Source organism: Novosphingobium gossypii (genome assembly GCF_050433305.1).
GTDB classification, from domain to species: domain Bacteria; phylum Pseudomonadota; class Alphaproteobacteria; order Sphingomonadales; family Sphingomonadaceae; genus Novosphingobium; species Novosphingobium gossypii.
The window spans coordinates 86,427-101,553 of record NZ_JBNPXM010000001.1; the positions used below are offsets into that span (position 1 = coordinate 86,427).

18 protein-coding genes and 1 tRNA gene are annotated in these 15,127 nt (G+C 66.7%); 15 read left to right on the forward strand and 4 right to left on the reverse strand.

Annotation, left to right across the window (positions count from 1 at the left end):
• Window positions 1-41: 41 nt before the first annotated feature.
• From ffh to GGR40_RS00495, 6 genes are all read left to right on the forward strand, one after another.
• Complete coding sequence (gene ffh, locus GGR40_RS00470; RefSeq protein ID WP_429274237.1) at window positions 42-1,493, forward strand: signal recognition particle protein; 1,452 nt, start codon at window positions 42-44, stop codon at window positions 1,491-1,493.
• A 37-nt stretch (window positions 1,494-1,530) separates the two neighbouring features.
• The gene (rpsP, locus tag GGR40_RS00475) at window positions 1,531-1,959 is read left to right on the forward strand and encodes a 30S ribosomal protein S16 (RefSeq protein WP_429274238.1); all 429 of its coding nucleotides are present in this window, start codon (window positions 1,531-1,533) and stop codon (window positions 1,957-1,959) included.
• Between the two features lie 3 nt (window positions 1,960-1,962).
• Entirely contained in the window at window positions 1,963-2,478 is a 516-nt protein-coding gene (gene rimM / locus GGR40_RS00480; RefSeq protein ID WP_429274239.1) for a ribosome maturation factor RimM, read from the forward strand.
• Window positions 2,475-3,221, forward strand: a complete 747-nt coding sequence (gene trmD, locus GGR40_RS00485) for a tRNA (guanosine(37)-N1)-methyltransferase TrmD (RefSeq protein WP_429274240.1) — start codon at window positions 2,475-2,477, stop codon at window positions 3,219-3,221. The genes rimM and trmD overlap by 4 nt, the downstream gene beginning before the upstream one ends.
• Window positions 3,218-3,586 (forward strand): 50S ribosomal protein L19, encoded by a 369-nt coding sequence (gene rplS / locus GGR40_RS00490; RefSeq protein ID WP_404481978.1) that lies wholly within the window; start codon window positions 3,218-3,220, stop codon window positions 3,584-3,586. The genes trmD and rplS overlap by 4 nt, the downstream gene beginning before the upstream one ends.
• 382 nt (window positions 3,587-3,968) lie before the next feature.
• The gene (locus GGR40_RS00495) at window positions 3,969-4,241 is read left to right on the forward strand and encodes an HU family DNA-binding protein (RefSeq protein ID WP_429274241.1); all 273 of its coding nucleotides are present in this window, start codon (window positions 3,969-3,971) and stop codon (window positions 4,239-4,241) included.
• A gap of 109 nt (window positions 4,242-4,350) precedes the next feature.
• Here the strand turns inward: GGR40_RS00495 and GGR40_RS00500 are convergent, their stop codons facing one another.
• Both GGR40_RS00500 and GGR40_RS00505 read right to left on the reverse strand, forming a co-directional pair.
• Window positions 4,351-5,190: a hypothetical protein gene (locus tag GGR40_RS00500; protein WP_429274242.1), complete on the reverse strand. Its 840-nt coding sequence runs from the start codon at window positions 5,188-5,190 to the stop codon at window positions 4,351-4,353.
• Window positions 5,191-5,236: 46 nt separating this feature from the next.
• Entirely contained in the window at window positions 5,237-6,076 is an 840-nt protein-coding gene (locus GGR40_RS00505) for a TrmH family RNA methyltransferase (protein WP_429274243.1), read from the reverse strand.
• Window positions 6,077-6,263: 187 nt separating this feature from the next.
• On the opposite strand from GGR40_RS00505, the gene GGR40_RS00510 reads away from it, so the two are divergent.
• The 3 genes from GGR40_RS00510 to GGR40_RS00520 all read left to right on the forward strand — a co-directional run bounded on the left by GGR40_RS00510 (window position 6,264) and on the right by GGR40_RS00520 (window position 8,102).
• Window positions 6,264-6,349, forward strand: a tRNA-Tyr gene (locus tag GGR40_RS00510).
• Window positions 6,350-6,474: 125 nt separating this feature from the next.
• Entirely contained in the window at window positions 6,475-7,224 is a 750-nt protein-coding gene (locus tag GGR40_RS00515; RefSeq protein WP_429274244.1) for a phosphatidylserine decarboxylase, read from the forward strand.
• A gap of 41 nt (window positions 7,225-7,265) precedes the next feature.
• The gene (locus tag GGR40_RS00520) at window positions 7,266-8,102 is read left to right on the forward strand and encodes a CDP-alcohol phosphatidyltransferase family protein (RefSeq protein WP_429274245.1); all 837 of its coding nucleotides are present in this window, start codon (window positions 7,266-7,268) and stop codon (window positions 8,100-8,102) included.
• Here the strand turns inward: GGR40_RS00520 and GGR40_RS00525 are convergent.
• Window positions 8,017-8,304: a hypothetical protein gene (locus tag GGR40_RS00525; protein WP_429274246.1), complete on the reverse strand. Its 288-nt coding sequence runs from the start codon at window positions 8,302-8,304 to the stop codon at window positions 8,017-8,019. The genes GGR40_RS00520 and GGR40_RS00525 overlap by 86 nt on opposite strands.
• 294 nt (window positions 8,305-8,598) lie before the next feature.
• Between GGR40_RS00525 and GGR40_RS00530 the strand changes: the two genes are divergently transcribed.
• Genes GGR40_RS00530 through GGR40_RS00550 form a run of 5 tightly spaced genes read left to right on the forward strand, consistent with a single transcriptional unit; the run spans window position 8,599 to window position 13,637 of the window.
• Window positions 8,599-9,051 carry a MarR family transcriptional regulator gene (locus GGR40_RS00530; RefSeq protein WP_429274247.1) on the forward strand — a complete coding sequence of 151 codons (453 nt, stop codon included), beginning with the start codon at window positions 8,599-8,601 and terminating at the stop codon, window positions 9,049-9,051.
• The gene (locus GGR40_RS00535) at window positions 9,048-11,102 is read left to right on the forward strand and encodes an FUSC family protein (RefSeq protein ID WP_429274248.1); all 2,055 of its coding nucleotides are present in this window, start codon (window positions 9,048-9,050) and stop codon (window positions 11,100-11,102) included. The genes GGR40_RS00530 and GGR40_RS00535 overlap by 4 nt, the downstream gene beginning before the upstream one ends.
• Window positions 11,099-11,314 carry a DUF1656 domain-containing protein gene (locus tag GGR40_RS00540; RefSeq protein ID WP_429274249.1) on the forward strand — a complete coding sequence of 72 codons (216 nt, stop codon included), beginning with the start codon at window positions 11,099-11,101 and terminating at the stop codon, window positions 11,312-11,314. The genes GGR40_RS00535 and GGR40_RS00540 overlap by 4 nt, the downstream gene beginning before the upstream one ends.
• Entirely contained in the window at window positions 11,311-12,231 is a 921-nt protein-coding gene (locus GGR40_RS00545; RefSeq protein ID WP_429274250.1) for an efflux RND transporter periplasmic adaptor subunit, read from the forward strand. Before GGR40_RS00540 ends, GGR40_RS00545 begins: the two co-directional genes overlap by 4 nt.
• A complete protein-coding gene (locus GGR40_RS00550) occupies window positions 12,228-13,637 on the forward strand; it encodes an efflux transporter outer membrane subunit (protein ID WP_429274251.1) in 1,410 nt (469 codons plus the stop codon). Before GGR40_RS00545 ends, GGR40_RS00550 begins: the two co-directional genes overlap by 4 nt.
• A gap of 24 nt (window positions 13,638-13,661) precedes the next feature.
• Here the strand turns inward: GGR40_RS00550 and GGR40_RS00555 are convergent, their stop codons facing one another.
• Window positions 13,662-13,829, reverse strand: a complete 168-nt coding sequence (locus GGR40_RS00555; protein WP_429275189.1) for a DUF1674 domain-containing protein — start codon at window positions 13,827-13,829, stop codon at window positions 13,662-13,664.
• A gap of 54 nt (window positions 13,830-13,883) precedes the next feature.
• Here GGR40_RS00555 and GGR40_RS00560 point away from each other — a divergent pair, with 54 nt between their 5' ends.
• Window positions 13,884-15,116: an RsmB/NOP family class I SAM-dependent RNA methyltransferase gene (locus GGR40_RS00560; protein WP_429274252.1), complete on the forward strand. Its 1,233-nt coding sequence runs from the start codon at window positions 13,884-13,886 to the stop codon at window positions 15,114-15,116.
• Window positions 15,117-15,127 lie beyond the last annotated feature (11 nt).

Genomic DNA, 15,127 nt, shown 5'->3' on the forward strand with positions numbered 1-15,127 from the left:
TTTTGGCGTGGTTTGCGCCGTTGTGAAGGAGTGAACGGCCTATGTTCGACAGTCTGTCAGATCGCCTTGGCGGCGTCTTCGACAAGCTGCGCGGCCGTGGCGCGCTCAAGGAGCAGGACGTCCTCGACGCCATGCGCGAAGTGCGCATCGCGCTGCTCGAAGCCGACGTCGCGCTGCCGGTGGTGCGCCGCTTCATCGATACCGTCACCGAAAAGGCCGTGGGCCAGAACGTCCTGCGCTCGGTCACGCCGGGGCAGCAGGTCGTCAAGATCGTCAACGACGCGCTGATCGAGACGCTGGGCGGTGAGGATACTCCCGGTCTCGATCTGGAGGCCGTGCCGCCGATCGTCATCATGATGGTCGGCCTGCAGGGTTCGGGCAAGACCACCAGCACCGCCAAGATCGCCCGCCTCCTGCGCGAGAAGCAGGGCAAGAAGGTCATGATGGCCTCGCTGGACGTGAACCGTCCGGCGGCGCAGGAACAGCTCAAAGTACTGGGCGAACAGGTTTCCGTCGCCACGCTGCCGATCATCGCCGGCCAGCAGCCCACCGAGATCGCCACCCGCGCCATGCAGGCCGCGCGTCTTCAGGCCGTGGACGTGCTGCTGCTCGACACCGCCGGTCGCCTCCACGTCGACCAGCAGCTGATGGACGAGATGAAGGCCGTCGCCGCGATCGCGACCCCGCGCGAAACGCTGCTGGTGGTCGATTCGCTGACCGGCCAGGACGCGGTCAACGTCGCGCAGTCGTTCTCGGGCCAGGTTGATCTTACCGGCGTCGTGCTGACCCGCATGGACGGCGATGCGCGCGGCGGTGCGGCGCTGTCGATGCGCGCCGTCACCGGCAAGCCCATCAAGTTCGCCGGCACCGGCGAGAAGATGGACGCGCTGGAGGTGTTCCACCCCAGTCGCGTCGCCAACCGCATTCTGGGCATGGGCGACATCGTCTCCATCGTCGAGAAGGCGGCAGAGGCGGTCAAGGTCGAGGAGGCCGAGGCGCTCGCCAAGCGCATGGAGCAGGGCAAGTTCGACATGAACGATCTGCGCATGCAGCTGAAGCAGATGCAAAACATGGGCGGGCTTGGCGCGCTGGCGGGCATGATGCCCGGCATGAAGAAGGCCAAGGCGGCGATGCAGCAGTCCGGCATGGACGACCGCGTGCTGCTGCGCATGGACGCCATCATCGGTTCGATGACGCCGAAGGAACGCGCCAATCCCGCGCTGCTCAACGCCAAGCGCAAGATTCGCGTCGCCAACGGCTCCGGCACCCAGGTTCAGGACGTCAACAAGCTGCTCAAGATGCACCTGGAGATGTCCAAGGCCATGAAGCAGATCAAGAAGATGGGCGGCCTCAAGGGGCTGGCCGCGATGTTCGGCAAGGGCGGCCTCGATGCCGCCATGCCGGGTCTCGGCGGTGCCGGTCTCGGCCCGGCGGCGGGCGGAATGCCCGGTCTTGGCGGCGCACCTGATCTCAGCAAATTCCTGAAACGATAATCCCAAGTATTTCAAAGATCACAGAAAGGTAAATCCAATGGCAGTTTCGATCCGTCTCTCGCGCGGTGGCGCCAAGAAGCGTCCGTACTACAAGATCGTCGTCGCCAACGCGACCGCGCCGCGCGACGGCAAGTACCTGGAGCAGGTCGGCACCTACAACCCGGTGCTCCCCAAGGAAGACGAGAACCGCGTGCGTCTGGTCGAGGACCGCGTGCGTTACTGGCTCGGCGTTGGCGCCCAGCCGACCGACCGCGTTGCCCGCCTGCTCGACAAGGCCGGTGTGAAGGAACGCGCCGCCACCAACAACCCGAACAAGGCAGAGCCGGGCAAGAAGGCAAAGGAGCGCGCTGAAGACCGCGCCACCAAGCTGCGCGAAGCCGAAGAAGCCGCTGCCGCCGCAGCCGCTGCCCCGGCTGAAGAAGCTCCGGCTGCCGAAGAAGCTGGTTCGGAATCGACCGAGGCATAAGCCTTGGTTGACGGCAAAAACGACCGCCCCGTCACGCTTGCCGCCGTTTCCGGCGCGCACGGCGTGACGGGCGAGGTTCGCCTCAAGCTGTTCGGTGAAGGCGTGGCGGCGCTCAAGCGCTACCGCGCCTTCAACGATTCTTCGCTCACGCTGGTGAAGCTGAAGGACGACGGCAAGGGCGGCGCGATCGCCCGCTTCGACGAGGTGAAGGACCGCAACGCGGCTGAAAAGCTGCGCGGCACTGCGCTCACCGTCCCGCGTTCGGCCATGCCGGCGCTGGAGGACGGCGAATACTATCACGCCGACCTTCTGGGCCTGCCCGCCGTATCGGAAGAAGGCGGGGCGCTGGGTACGTGCGTGGCGGTCGAGAACTTCGGCGCCGGTGACGTGCTGGAGATAGAACGTCCGACTGCCGAAGGCGGCAAGCGCCGCCGCTTCATGGTTCCGATGATACCGGCCGCCGTTCCCGAGTGGAACGCGGATCGCATCGTCCTCAACGCGGCGTTCGCGGAAGAATGACCTTCTCCGCGACCGTTCTGACGCTCTACCCGGAGATGTTTCCGGGGCCGCTCGGCGTCAGCCTGGCGGGCAGGGCGCTTGCCGATGGCAAGTGGGCGATCGACCCCGTCCATATCCGCGACTTCGCGCAGGACCGCCATCGCACGGTGGACGACACGCCTGCGGGCGGGGGCGCCGGCATGGTGCTCAAGGTCGACATCCTTGCCGCCGCCATCGACCATGCCCGCAGCCTCAACCCCGGCGCCCCGGTCATCGCCATGACGCCGCGGGGCAAGCCGATCTCGCAGGAGCGGGTGCGCGCGCTGGCCGAAGGGCCGGGCGTGATCCTGCTGTGCGGCCGGTTCGAGGGTTTCGACGAGCGCATCTTCGAGGGCCGCGAGGTCGAGGAAGTCTCGGTCGGCGACATCATCCTGTCGGGCGGAGAATGCGCCGCGCTGATGGTACTCGACGCTTGCATTCGGCTGCTTCCCGGCGTAATGGGCGCGCCTTCCAGCGGGACCGAGGAATCGTTCGAGGACGGTCTTCTCGAGTATCCGCATTATACCCGACCCACCGAGTGGGAAGGGCGCACGATCCCTGAAGTGCTGCGATCGGGGGATCATGCGAAGATCGCCGCCTGGCGGAAACACCAGGCGGAGAACGATACACGGTCACGCAGGCCGGACCTCTGGGAGCGTCACAGGGACGCTCGGGTTCAGCCTGCCTCTGGCGCGCGGCGCAAAGACAAGGATTTGGGTTCATGAACCTGATTCAGCAGATCGAAGCCGAAGAAATCGCCAAGGCCGGCAAGGACATTCCTGAATTCCGTCCGGGCGACACCGTCCGCGTCGGCGTGAAGGTCGTCGAAGGCACCCGCACCCGCGTCCAGGCTTACGAGGGCGTGTGCATCGCGCGCTCGAACCGTGGCATGGGCTCGAACTTCACCGTCCGCAAGATGAGCTTCGGCGAAGGCGTGGAGCGCGTATTCCCGCTCTACTCGCCCAACATCGATTCGATCACCGTCGTCCGTCGCGGCGTCGTGCGTCGTGCCAAGCTGTACTACCTGCGTGGTCGTACCGGCAAGCGCGCTCGCATCGCCGAGCGTCGCGTCAACGACGCCAAGGCGTAAGCCAGGGCAACGGCCCGGCCTTCCGGTCGGGTCCGCATCAAGAGGCGGTTCGGATTCGGGCCGCCTTTTTTTGCGCCTTCATGTCCGCTGTCGATCGTACCGGAACCGCACGCCCGGTCCCGTGTCACGATACCTTGGCCACGACGGCAAGGCGCAAACCACTCCAGGCGATTCGGTTGTGAGCGTTCACTGCCATGCTGCATCGCACAAAGCTCGTCTCTGGTTCAGGGGCTGCGAAAGCGGCGGAAAAACGCGATTGACTGCGATTTCCGGCTCTTTTTGGCCCTTGCCACCTGCGGGAAAAACGGCTCAATTTCGTCGTTCTTTCGAGGCGATACGATTTCAACATACCGCTCCACTGAAAGGTAAGGGGGTTCCCATAATGAACAAGAACGATCTCATCAGCGCAGTCGCCGATTCGAGCGGTCTGACCCGCAACGACGCCACCAAGGCCGTCGAATCCGTGTTCGACGCCGTCACCGGCGCGCTGAAGAAGGGCGACGAAGTGCGCCTGGTGGGCTTCGGCACCTTCTCGGTCGCCAAGCGCAAGGCTTCGACCGGTCGTAACCCCCGCACCGGCGAGCCCATGGAAATCAAGGCCTCGTCTCAGCCGAAGTTCAAGGCTGGCAAGGGCCTGAAGGACGCCGTCAACTAAGACGAAGGTCCCGGCCTGCCGCCTCGCAGGTTGAAACAGATACGCCGCGCCGTCCTTTCGGATGGCGCGGCGTTTTTCTCTGGCGATGATGAAAGCCTGGCGCGCCGCGTCAGCGCGACAGCCTGACCAGCGCAGTCGGCGCTGCGCCTATGCGCGGATCGACCTTCCACGACAGGGCCTTTCCGCTCGCGACGGACTTTGCGCCCTCGTCGGTGTTGTTGGCCAGGATCTCGCCGTCGGTGATCAGCGCAAAGGTACCGTCAGCCAGCGTCGATGGACCCTTGGGCGCATCGTCGCCGCTGCCCATGGCCCCTTGCGCGATGCCGGCCATCATCCCCGCCGCCGGCCCACCGCTGGGCGGGCCGAAGCCGGGCGCTTCCACCCTGACGGTGCCGTCCGCGCGCCGGAACGCCTGGACGAAGGCATTGCTCATCGCGAACCCTTCGATCGAAGGGAAGGTGAAGTCATGATCGAGCGTGCCGGATACGGCATAATCGACATCGAACTTGCCCGCGCCCAGGTACTCCACTTTCTTCCAGCCCGCCTGACGACGCAGCCGCGCCGCCATTTCCTCGCCCGTTTTCGGATCGTTCGGATCGAAACCGCCCAGCATCATGCGCGCGGCTTCGGAATCGCTCTTGCGGCTGCGCGCGCGGCTCTCCTCCCACTCGGTCTTCTGTTTGGCGAGGTCCTCCGGCGTGCATTCGCGCTCGTCGTACGTATCTTCGTCGCGGCAGGTGGAGGGGGTGAAGGGCTCATCCTTCTTCTTTTCCGCCTCCATCAGCGGCACCATCAGAATCTCTCCGGTATAGCTGAAGCTGAACTTGCCGTTGCGGCGCAGTTCCAGCTGAGAACCGAAGCGACCGGGTGCGAGAATGCAGGCGCTGACGATCAGCGCCAGCCCTGCGACGATCAGCGCCCGGCGGGCGCGCTGCGATATGGATATCATGCGTGTTCCCCTGTTCCCTGATTTGGTGTTGCCCGACGCGGTCGGCTCATTCGGTTTCGCGGATGGCTGCGGCGTAAAGCGCGATGGCAGCGGCATTGCTGACGTTGAGGCTTTCCATCGCCTCGCTGATCGGCAGTCTGGCGATCGCGTCGCAGTGCTGGGTGATGTTGTGGCGCATGCCATCGCCCTCGGCACCGAGCACCAGCGCCACGGGGCCAGTGGGCAGCGCCTCGCCCAGCGTCGATTTCCCTTCGCCATCAAGACCGATGCGCCAGTATCCGGCCTCGGCGATTTCCTCCAGCGCGCGGGCCAGGTTGACCACGCGAACCCACGGCAGCACTTCGAGCGCGCCCGAAGCCGACTTGGCCAGGGTGCCCGACTCGGGCGGGGCGTGGCGGTCCTGCGTGACGATGCAGCAGGCGTCGAAGGCGGCGGCAGAGCGCATGATGGCGCCGACATTGTGCGGGTCAGTGACCTGATCGAGGACGACGACAGGTCGCGTCGGGTCGCCTTCCAGCACGTCGGCCAGGAAGATGTCGTCCAGCGGCGCGCATTCCAGTACCAGCCCCTGATGCGGCGCGTCCTTGGCGACAAGGCGGGCGAGGTCGGCGGGCTGCGCCCACTCCACCGGGAAGTCACTGGGCAGTTCGCCATCAAGCGATTCGACGCCTTCGCGCGTGGCCCATAGCTTGCGGTGGCTGCGGTCGGGGTTCTTCAGCGCGGCTTCCACCGCGTGACGGCCCCACAGCCGCACCATGCCGGTGGACGCGCGGCCGCTGCCACGGCCGTTCTTCATGCGGCCTGCACGGCCACGCAGGGCCTTACCCTTACGGGCTTCGCCTTGGCTGCCATCGTCCTGGCCGGGGCGTTCGCCACGCTTGGTCATCAGTAGTCCTTTCGAAAAATATGCGCTTATGACAAAAATCTTGCCCCCTGTGACAGGGAGGGCATTGACAGGCAAGGCTCGCTTCGGCAAAGGCGCGGCTCCTCGGCAACGGGGCACCTTCGGGGGCCTCGACCAACGCCGGATTTCCCAGCAATTGCGGGGATTTCCAGCAGCCAGCAACTGGTGTGGACAGGTGGCCGAGTGGTTAAAGGCAGCAGACTGTAAATCTGCCCGTGCAAGCGTACGCTGGTTCGAATCCAGCCCTGTCCACCACCATTGCTCTCCCCGATCGGACCGGGGCCTCTTCGCAAAAAGGTATCCCCCGCGAATGTTTCGCCGGGAACAACCGTGTGCCGGTCGGCATTGCGGTACTGATGCACACTGGCTAGACGAGAGCGATGCCCGGAAACATTCTCGACAATCAGGGTCGCGGCGAAGCGTCGTGGCAGTGGCCCACCATTCACAACGAAGGCCGCAAGTTCGGCGCCATTGCGGGCGCCGTCGCGCTGCTCGTGTGGATCCTGTGGGGGCCGTGGTTCGGCTGGCCACTGGCGGTGCTGACACTGTGTGTGCTGGCGTTCTTCCGCGATCCCGTCCGCGTGACCCCGCAGGACGAGCGCGCCATCGTGGCGCCGGCGGACGGCCTCGTCACGCTGATCGGCAAGGTATCGCCGCCGCGCGAACTGACGATGGACGATGGCACCGGTTCCGCCCCGCTTTCCGCCGAGCCCGTGACCCGCATCTCGATTTTCATGTCGGTGTTCGACGTCCATATCAATCGCACGCCCATTGGCGGCACGGTGAAGCGGGTGATCTACATCCCCGGCAAGTTCGTGAACGCCGACCTCGACAAGGCCAGCGAAGAGAACGAACGCCAGCACATCCTGGTTGAGCGATCGGACGGCCTGCGCATCTGCTTTACGCAGATCGCAGGGCTGGTCGCGCGCCGTATCGTCCCGTTCGTCAAGCCGGGCGACATCATTGCCGCCGGCCAGCGCATCGGCCTGATCCGCTTCGGCAGCCGCGTGGACGTCTATCTGCCCGCAGGCGTGGAGCCCAAGGTGCTAATGGGCCAGAAGATCGTTGCCGGTGAAACCGTGCTGGCCGAACTCGGCAGCGCTCCGCTGATCGAGGGTATCGCCCAGTGATGGATGAGCGGGCCGACGAAATGGAACATGATCGTTCGGATATGCACACTGCATCCGATCTCGGCCCGCGCCGCCGCCTGTCGCCCGGTCTTTCGATGCGCGCGGTGGTTCCCAATGCGATCACCGCCGCTGCCTTGTGCTCCGGCCTGACCGGCATACGCTTTGCCATCGCCGGTGATTTCGAAAAATCCGTGCAGGCCGTCATTCTGGCAGGCCTGCTGGACGGTATCGACGGTCGTGCCGCTCGTCTTCTCAAGGCGCAGACCCGGTTCGGCGCCGAACTGGACAGCCTGGCCGATTCAATTTCCTTCGGCGTTGCCCCGGCGCTGATCGTCTATCTCTGGACGCTGCATCAGGTGCCCAGCTTCGGCTGGATGGCGGCGCTGGCTTTCGCCATCTGCTGCGTACTGCGGCTCGCCCGCTTCAACGCCCGGCTCGACATGCTGGACCAGCCGCACAAGGATGCCGGGTTCCTGACCGGTGTACCCGCGCCTTTGGGTGCGGGGCTGGCATTCCTGCCGCTGTACCTGTGGATAGCCACCGGCCGGTCAGAGTTCGGCAATCCCGCACTGGTCAGCCTGTGGATGGTGCTTTGCGCCTTCCTGATGATTTCCAGCATCCCGACGCTGGGCTGGTCCCGTCTGCGCCCGCCCACGCATCTGCGCCTAGGCGTGATCGCGCTTGTCGGGCTGACCATGGCGGCGCTGCTGACCGAGCCGTGGCCCACTTTGGTCGTCGTCACGATCGTCTACCTGCTGCTGATCCCCATCGGACTGGTGACGTACGCCCGTGTCAGGCGGCAAGGTCGCCGAAGCCCGACGACGCCAAGCCCGGCCACTCCAGTCGCACCGGCATACGACGGACCGGACGCTTCCTGAGCGACCCGAGAGCGGGCAGATGCACGCGCTCCACGATCTTCCACGTCACCGTCAGCGTATCGGGGCAATTGCGAAGCTGCGCCCGCAGCATCCGCGCGCCGGGAGCATAGCGGCGCATCGTGGAAACGATGACCACGCCAGACGCCAGCGCGGCAGTGCAAAACAGCCATGGGGCGAGCAGCGAGGCGGCGAATGCAATCATGACCGTTCCTTCCGGATATTTCGCCCGCACCTAGGACAGGCTGTGGACACCTTGTGGATAACGCGAATCTGTTCTAACAATGTTCCGTTACGGTGTAGTTCCTATTTTGTTCCAGCCAAGTCAAGAGGCTTTTTCCGGCCCCATGATTCGAGTGTTAGAACCGATACGGACGCGACTTGCGCAAATTGCAATTTGCGGCATTGCCGGATTGTAAAACGCAAGGCACAGTCGGTTGTGGCGCAATAGTTAGGAGCCTAAGTACCCGCTGCTTCCCCCCTCCTATCTCTCAGGCCAATGACCGACCGATCGAGCCTTGCCCATGATCTTGCCACCCAGCTTGCCCCGGTAGCGCGGGTGTGGCGGCAGTTGGCCGATCGTATCCTGGCATCTTTGGACATATCGAACTCGGCAGGGTGGGCGCTGGTCCACCTCGAACGCCTGGGGGCCGGGGCGCGGCAGGCGGAACTGGCGCGGGCGATCGGGATCACCGAAGCGTCGCTGACTATGACCCTGCGCCAGCTGGAGCAGGCGGGCCTTGTCGAACGCCTTGCCGATGAGGGCGACCGTCGCGCCAACAGGCTTCACCTGACGCAGGAGGGTGCACGGATCGCCCGCAAGGCCGAAGGACGGTTGGTGGCGCTGCGTGCCGAGCTTCTGGACGGGATACCCGATGCCGAACTGGAAGCAGCGGTGCGGCTGATTTCTACGGTGGCAAATCGCGCTGCGGACATGCGGGGTCGGGCATGAACCCGCCGCTGCGCATGCGCTGGGGATTGCCCGCCGCGATCTTTTCGCTGAAGGCTTTCGCGGCCGCTATTCTGGCCGCGTACATCTCGTTCACGATCGGGCTGGAGCGGCCGTACTGGGCGTTCCTGACGGCCTACATCGTCGCCGCGCCGTTGGCCGGGGCGGTGGTGTCGAAGGCGCTGTTCCGGGTCATCGGCACTTTCGTGGGGGCGGCGGCGTCGGTGCTGATGGTCCCGCCGCTGGTGAACAGCCCGGAACTGCTGACACTGGCGCTGGCGGCATGGCTGGGCCTGTGCGTCTTCGTATCGCTGCTGGACCGGACGCCGCGCGGCTACATGTTCGTGCTGGCGGGGTACACGGCCTGCCTGATCGTGCTGCCCACGGTCGCGGCACCTGCGCAGATATTCCAGACTGCGGCTTTGCGCGTGCAGGAAATCACCCTGGGCATCCTGTGCGGCAGCCTGATCCATGGCGTGATCCTGCCTGGCTCCGTTGCGGGTTTCCTGATCGAGCGGGTGGCGGTCATCCTGCGCGACGCCGAGCGCTGGACCCGCGATTCGCTTGAACTGGAGCCGGACCCTGCGGTGGAGGGGGAACGCCGGCGGCTGGCGCAGGACGTCACCGAATTGCATCAGCTGTCGATCCACCTGCCGTTCGAGACGAGCCGCCCGGCGCCGCGCGTCCGCACCGTCCGTGCTCTGCAGGATCAGCTTTCGCTGTTGATGCCGCTGGGCGCTGCCGTGGCCGACCGTGTCGCGGCGCTGCGCGAACGCGATGCGCTGAGCGAGGAGGCAGCGGCGCTGCTGGCCGACACTCGCGAGTGGCTGCGCGATATAGAGACCGACCGGCTCACACGCGAACGGGTGGCCGACGGGCTGAAGGCCCGCTGCTCCGCGCTTGAGCCGGAAGTCGGGCCGGGCGCGGGCTGGGACGATCTGCTGCAACTCAGCCTGGGAGCGCGGCTGGCCAGCCTGATCGAGGCGCATCAGGATGTGCGCGATCTGAGCGAGCAGATCGGCACTCGCGATCGCCGCCCTGTTTCCGCGCGCATTCCACGCCTGCTGGAAGGGCGGCGCAATCGGGAGGTGCATCGCGACTTTCGCGGTGCGGCGCGCGGTGCTGCCGGGGCCGCGCTGACGATCATCGTGGGCAACGTATTGTGGATCGGCAGCGGCTGGACCGACGGGGCGACGGCGGTGATGCTGGCCGGGGTGTTCCTCGCGCTGTTTTCCGCCTCCGACAATCCGTTGCTGCCATTGTGGATGTTCTTCAATGGCACCTTCATCGCTTCGGTGCTGGGCATGATCTATGCCTTTGGAATCCTGCCCCGGATCGACGGCTTTCCGATGCTGGCGCTGTCACTGGCGCCGCCGCTGCTGGTGCTGGGTGCACTGATGCATTCGCCGCGCTATGCCGGCGTGGCGCTTCCGGCGCTGCTGGGCATGGGCAGCCCTTTCATCATCGCCGAATCCTACAACGACAACTTTGTCAGCTTTGCCGACAGTTCGCTGGCGCAGCTGGTGGGCGTGCTGTTCGCCATCGCCATGGCACGGCTGATGCAGACCGCCGGGCTGGAAAGCGCCATCAACCGGACGCTGCGGGCAGGGTGGCGCGACATTGCCGAGCGCGCAAATCTCTATGGCGCACCCGACGTGCGCGGATGGATCAACCGGATGCTAGACAGGATCGCTCTGCTGGCGCCTCGTCTGGCCCTGTCGGGCAAGCATCCGGGCGAGCCGCTCTACGACGTGCTGCGCGATCTGCGCACCGGCGTCGCCATCGGTGAACTGCGCGAACTGCGGCTGGAACTGCCGCGTGAGCGCAGCGCCCCGCTGACCAGCGTGCTGGCGGATGTCGGTGCCTATTACCGCCGCCTCGAACCGCGCGAGCGGGTTCCCGCCGACCCCCGGCTGCTGGGCGACATCGATGGCGCGTTGCAGGCCTTCATCCGCGACGAGGACGTGCCGGTGCGCCGCAAGGCGGCACTGGCGCTGGTGTCCCTGCGTCGCAACCTGTTTCCCCAAGCCGACGCGCTGAAAGGGCAGCCATGACCGGCGAAGTTTCCATCATGGGCGTGTTCCTGCCCACCCTGCTGCTGATCGCGGTGGTTGCCTCCATCCTGACCATGCTGCTGCTGCGGCTGGTGGATTTCCTGGGGTTCTACCGCATCGTCGCTTATCGTGCGCTTGTCGACCTGTGCCTCTACGTCATGGTCTTCGGCGCGTTGTCCTTCCTTGCCATCCACTTTGGTCCCCACCCATGAAGAACCTGCTTCCCACTCTTGGCCGCAGTGCCGCCACCATCGTCATCGTCATCCTTGCGGCGCTGATCGCCTATTGGATGTGGATGCATTACGAACGCAGTCCGTGGACCCGCGACGGTCGCGTGCGGGCCGACGTGGTGCGGGTGACGCCGGACATCGGCGGTCTGGTGACTTCGGTGGCCGTGCACGACAATCAGGTGGTGAAGGCCGGCGATCTGCTGTTCGTGCTTGACCGTCCGCGCTACTCGCTGGCGGTGGAAGAGGCCGAGGCATCCGTCGCCAGCGCCCGGGCCACGCTGGGGCAGGCGCAGCGCGAAGCCGCGCGCGACAAGGCGCTGGGCGATCTGGTCGCCACCGAAACGCACGAGCAGAACGTGGCTCGGGTGGCCACCGCGCGCGCCGCGCTGGCCGAGGCCGAAAGCTCGCTGGACGGGGCACGGCTGAACCTGACGCGCACGCAGGTGAAAGCGTCGGTCAACGGCACCGTGACCAACCTCGACCTGCATCCGGGCGACTATGTGGCGGCGGGCACGCAGGCGATGGCGCTGGTGGACGGCGATTCGATCCGGGTCGAGGGATATTTCGAAGAAACCAAGCTGCCGCTTATCCATGTCGGCGCCCCGGTCAGCGTCAGGCTGATGGGCGAAGGGCAGATCCTCAAGGGCCGGGTGGAAAGTATCGCGGCGGGCATCAACGACGATACCCGCAGCAATTCGGGCAACCTGCTGCCCAACGTCGAGGCGACGTTCTCATGGGTGCGGCTGGCCCAGCGCATCCCCGTGCGCGTCAAGCTGACGCATGTTCCCGCCGACGTGCGCCTGATCCTTGGCCGCACTGCCACGGTGACGATCGAGCAGCATGAAGGTGCCGGCCGGCGCGAACAGCCTGCCAATCCTGCTGCGGGAGCAAGGCCGTGAACACGCCGCGTCTGCTGGCATCGGCAGCGCTTGCGCTGGCCCTTTCTGCCTGCGCCACCGCCGGGCCGGACTATCATGCGCCGGAGCAGTCGGTGGCGAATGCCCCGGCGGCACAGGGCGCCTTCGCCTCTGCCCAGGGCGCGGGGTTCTCTCAGGAGCCGCTGCCGGACCGGTGGTGGAAGCTCTATGACGATCCCCGGCTTGATACGCTGGTCGAGCAGGCGCTGGCCGCCAACACCGACCTTCGCGTGGCAGAGGCGAACCTTGACCGCGCAGAGGCTGTGCTGCGCGAGGCTGCAGCGGCCCGCACGCTGTCGACCGCGCTGAGCGGCGGCGTCGATCTTACGCGGCAATCGTCCAGCGGCGTATCGATGCCGGGCGTGGTGACGGACAATCTCGGCCTGTCGCTGAGCTATCCGCTGGATCTGCGCGGCAAGCTGCGCCGTGCGATCGAGGCGAGCAGCGCGGATGTGGAGGCCACGCAGGCCGCGCGCGACGCAGTGCGCGTCAGCGTGGCGGCGGCCACCACCAGCGCCTATGCGAAAGTGTGCGCGGCCAATTACCAGCTCGGCGTGACGCAGCGGGTCGTGCAGTTGCAGCGCCAGACGCTGGACGCCACGCGGCGACTGCAAAAGGGCGGGCGCGGCACCGCGTTCGACGTCAGCCGCGCCGCCGCCGCCGTCGAGACGAGCGCCGCCGCGCTTCCGGCGTTCACCGCCGCGCGGCAGAACTCGCTCTATCTGCTGGCCACTCTGCTGGGCCGCCCGCCTGCGGATTTCCCCGCCGAAGTGGCGGACTGCGCTGCCCTGCCGCAACTGGCGGGCGGCGTGCCGGTGGAGGACGGTGCGGCCCTGATCCGCCGCCGTGCCGACATCCGGCAGGCCGAACGCAAGATCGCCGCCGACACCGCAAGGATCGGCATTGCCACCGCCGACCTCTATCCTTCAGTCAGCGTCGGCGGTTCGGTGGGCTTTTCCGGGCCGCTCCACGAATTCGGCAGCAGCGACAGCTTCAACATCGGGTTGGGGCCGCTGCTGAGCTGGACCTTCCCCAACCGGCCCGCCGTGCGCGCGCGAATCGATCAGGCGGACGCACAGGTGCGCGCTGACCTTGCCACTTTCGACGGCACTGTGCTGCTGGCGCTACGGCAGGCGGAATCGGCGATGGTAACTTATGCCCGCGACCGTGAACGGGAAGCCGCGCTGGGCCGGGCGGCGGATGCGGCGGGGCTATCGGCGTCGCAGGCGAACAAGCTGTTCCGCTTCGGCCGCAGCGATTTCCTGGATCTGCTGAGCGCGCAGGGCAGCCTTGCCTCGGCGCAGGTCAGCCACGCTTCCGCGCAAGCCGCGCTGGTGGACGACCAGATCGCGGTGTTTCTGGCGTTGGGCGGAGGCTGGCAGCGGTAGGTTGCCGGGCCGCCGCCGTTCGGCTCAGAAATCGATCGCGACGCCCTTCTGCACCCAGTCGCCGTAGCGGGTGGGGGAAAGTCCCTCGGGATCCTTCTCGTCGCTGGCCTTGACCGGCGTCGGGGCGGGGTCGTTCGTCCAGTGGGCGGGCTTGGTGAAAGCCGCCGGACGCTGTGTTGCGCGCTTGGTCATCTGCGTCATGTGGTGCGGGTGGCGGAAAAACGCAATCCGGTATAGGGGGCCGCGATGGACATTCCCGGCCTTCCCGCGCGCCGTGCCGCGCTCAACCTCGTCGATGCCGTTCTGCGCAGGGGCGAAACCCTCGATCAGGCGGGCGGCTCCGCCCTTGCGCGCGTAAAGGGCGACGCCGACCGCGCACTGGCCCGCGCCATCGCCGGAGAAGCGCTGCGGTGGAAGCAGGATCTCGACGCATTGATCGACTCCGCCACCCGCCTGCCGCTGGCCGACGATGCCAAGGCACGCGCGGTGCTGCAGATCATGCTGGCGCAGGTGCTGCGGCTGGAGACGCCTGCCCATGCCGTCATCGCCACTGGCCTGCCGCTGCTGATGGGCGGCCCGCGCAGGCTGGCGCACGGGGTGTTCTCCACGCTGACCAAGCGTGAAGCGGCACTGCCTGACGTTCCCTCGCTGCCCGAAGCGGCGATGGAGCGCTGGGGCGTGCGGGCAGACGCCATCGCCGCCGGGCTGGCAGAACCGCCGCCGCTGGATCTGGCGCTGCGCGATCCCGCCGCCACTGTCGAATGGGCAGAGCGGCTGGGCGGCGTGTCGCTGCTGCCGGGCCATGTGCGCCTGCCGCGCGGAATGGCGGTGGACCAACTCGAAGGGTTCCGCGACGGGGCATGGTGGGTGCAGGATCTGGCCGCCAGCCTTCCCGCGAGGCTGATCGGTGCGGGGGAAGGCCGCCGTGCGCTCGATCTGTGTGCTGCGCCGGGCGGCAAGACGATGCAGCTGGCCGCAGCGGGCTGGCAGGTCACCGCCGTCGACAATGCCAAGCGCCGGCTGGAGCGGCTGGGCGAGAACCTCCAGCGCACCGGGCTGTCGGCCAACGTCGTGCTGGCGGACGCTTTCTCGTGGGAGCCGGAGGAGAAGTTCGACGCGATCCTGCTGGACGCGCCGTGCACGGCGACCGGCACCTCGCGCCGCCATCCGGATGTCCTTCACCGCATCGGCCCGCGCCAGATCGCGGACATGGCCGATGTCCAGACGCGGATGCTGGAGCGGGCCGCCGGCTGGCTCAAGCCCCGCGGTGTGCTGGTCTATGCGGTATGTTCGCTGGAGCAGGAAGAAGGCGAGGATCGCGCCTGCGACGTGAACCTCACCCCCTCGCCGATCCGGGCGGACGAACTGCCCGCAGGGCTCGCGCCCACGGCGGAAGGCTGGCTGCGCACCGATCCGGGCATGCTGGCCCAAGCGGGCGGCCTCGACGGTTTCTTCATCGCGCGCTGGACTGCGGGCTGATGCGGCGCGCC

Bases quoted from the DNA above. Each gene is read 5' to 3' on its own strand.
- ffh (WP_429274237.1), top strand. From the start codon at position 42: ATGTTCGACAGTCTGTCAGATCGCCTTGGCGGCGTCTTCGACAAGCTG.
- rpsP (WP_429274238.1), top strand. From the start codon at position 1,531: ATGGCAGTTTCGATCCGTCTCTCGCGCGGTGGCGCCAAGAAGCGTCCG.
- trmD (WP_429274240.1), top strand. From the start codon at position 2,475: ATGACCTTCTCCGCGACCGTTCTGACGCTCTACCCGGAGATGTTTCCG.
- rplS (WP_404481978.1), top strand. From the start codon at position 3,218: ATGAACCTGATTCAGCAGATCGAAGCCGAAGAAATCGCCAAGGCCGGC.
- GGR40_RS00495 (WP_429274241.1), top strand. From the start codon at position 3,969: ATGAACAAGAACGATCTCATCAGCGCAGTCGCCGATTCGAGCGGTCTG.
- GGR40_RS00500 (WP_429274242.1), bottom strand. From the start codon at position 5,190: ATGATATCCATATCGCAGCGCGCCCGCCGGGCGCTGATCGTCGCAGGG.
- GGR40_RS00505 (WP_429274243.1), bottom strand. From the start codon at position 6,076: ATGACCAAGCGTGGCGAACGCCCCGGCCAGGACGATGGCAGCCAAGGC.
- GGR40_RS00515 (WP_429274244.1), top strand. From the start codon at position 6,475: ATGCCCGGAAACATTCTCGACAATCAGGGTCGCGGCGAAGCGTCGTGG.
- GGR40_RS00520 (WP_429274245.1), top strand. From the start codon at position 7,266: ATGCACACTGCATCCGATCTCGGCCCGCGCCGCCGCCTGTCGCCCGGT.
- GGR40_RS00525 (WP_429274246.1), bottom strand. From the start codon at position 8,304: ATGATTGCATTCGCCGCCTCGCTGCTCGCCCCATGGCTGTTTTGCACT.
- GGR40_RS00530 (WP_429274247.1), top strand. From the start codon at position 8,599: ATGACCGACCGATCGAGCCTTGCCCATGATCTTGCCACCCAGCTTGCC.
- GGR40_RS00535 (WP_429274248.1), top strand. From the start codon at position 9,048: ATGAACCCGCCGCTGCGCATGCGCTGGGGATTGCCCGCCGCGATCTTT.
- GGR40_RS00540 (WP_429274249.1), top strand. From the start codon at position 11,099: ATGACCGGCGAAGTTTCCATCATGGGCGTGTTCCTGCCCACCCTGCTG.
- GGR40_RS00545 (WP_429274250.1), top strand. From the start codon at position 11,311: ATGAAGAACCTGCTTCCCACTCTTGGCCGCAGTGCCGCCACCATCGTC.
- GGR40_RS00555 (WP_429275189.1), bottom strand. From the start codon at position 13,829: ATGACCAAGCGCGCAACACAGCGTCCGGCGGCTTTCACCAAGCCCGCC.
- GGR40_RS00560 (WP_429274252.1), top strand. From the start codon at position 13,884: ATGGACATTCCCGGCCTTCCCGCGCGCCGTGCCGCGCTCAACCTCGTC.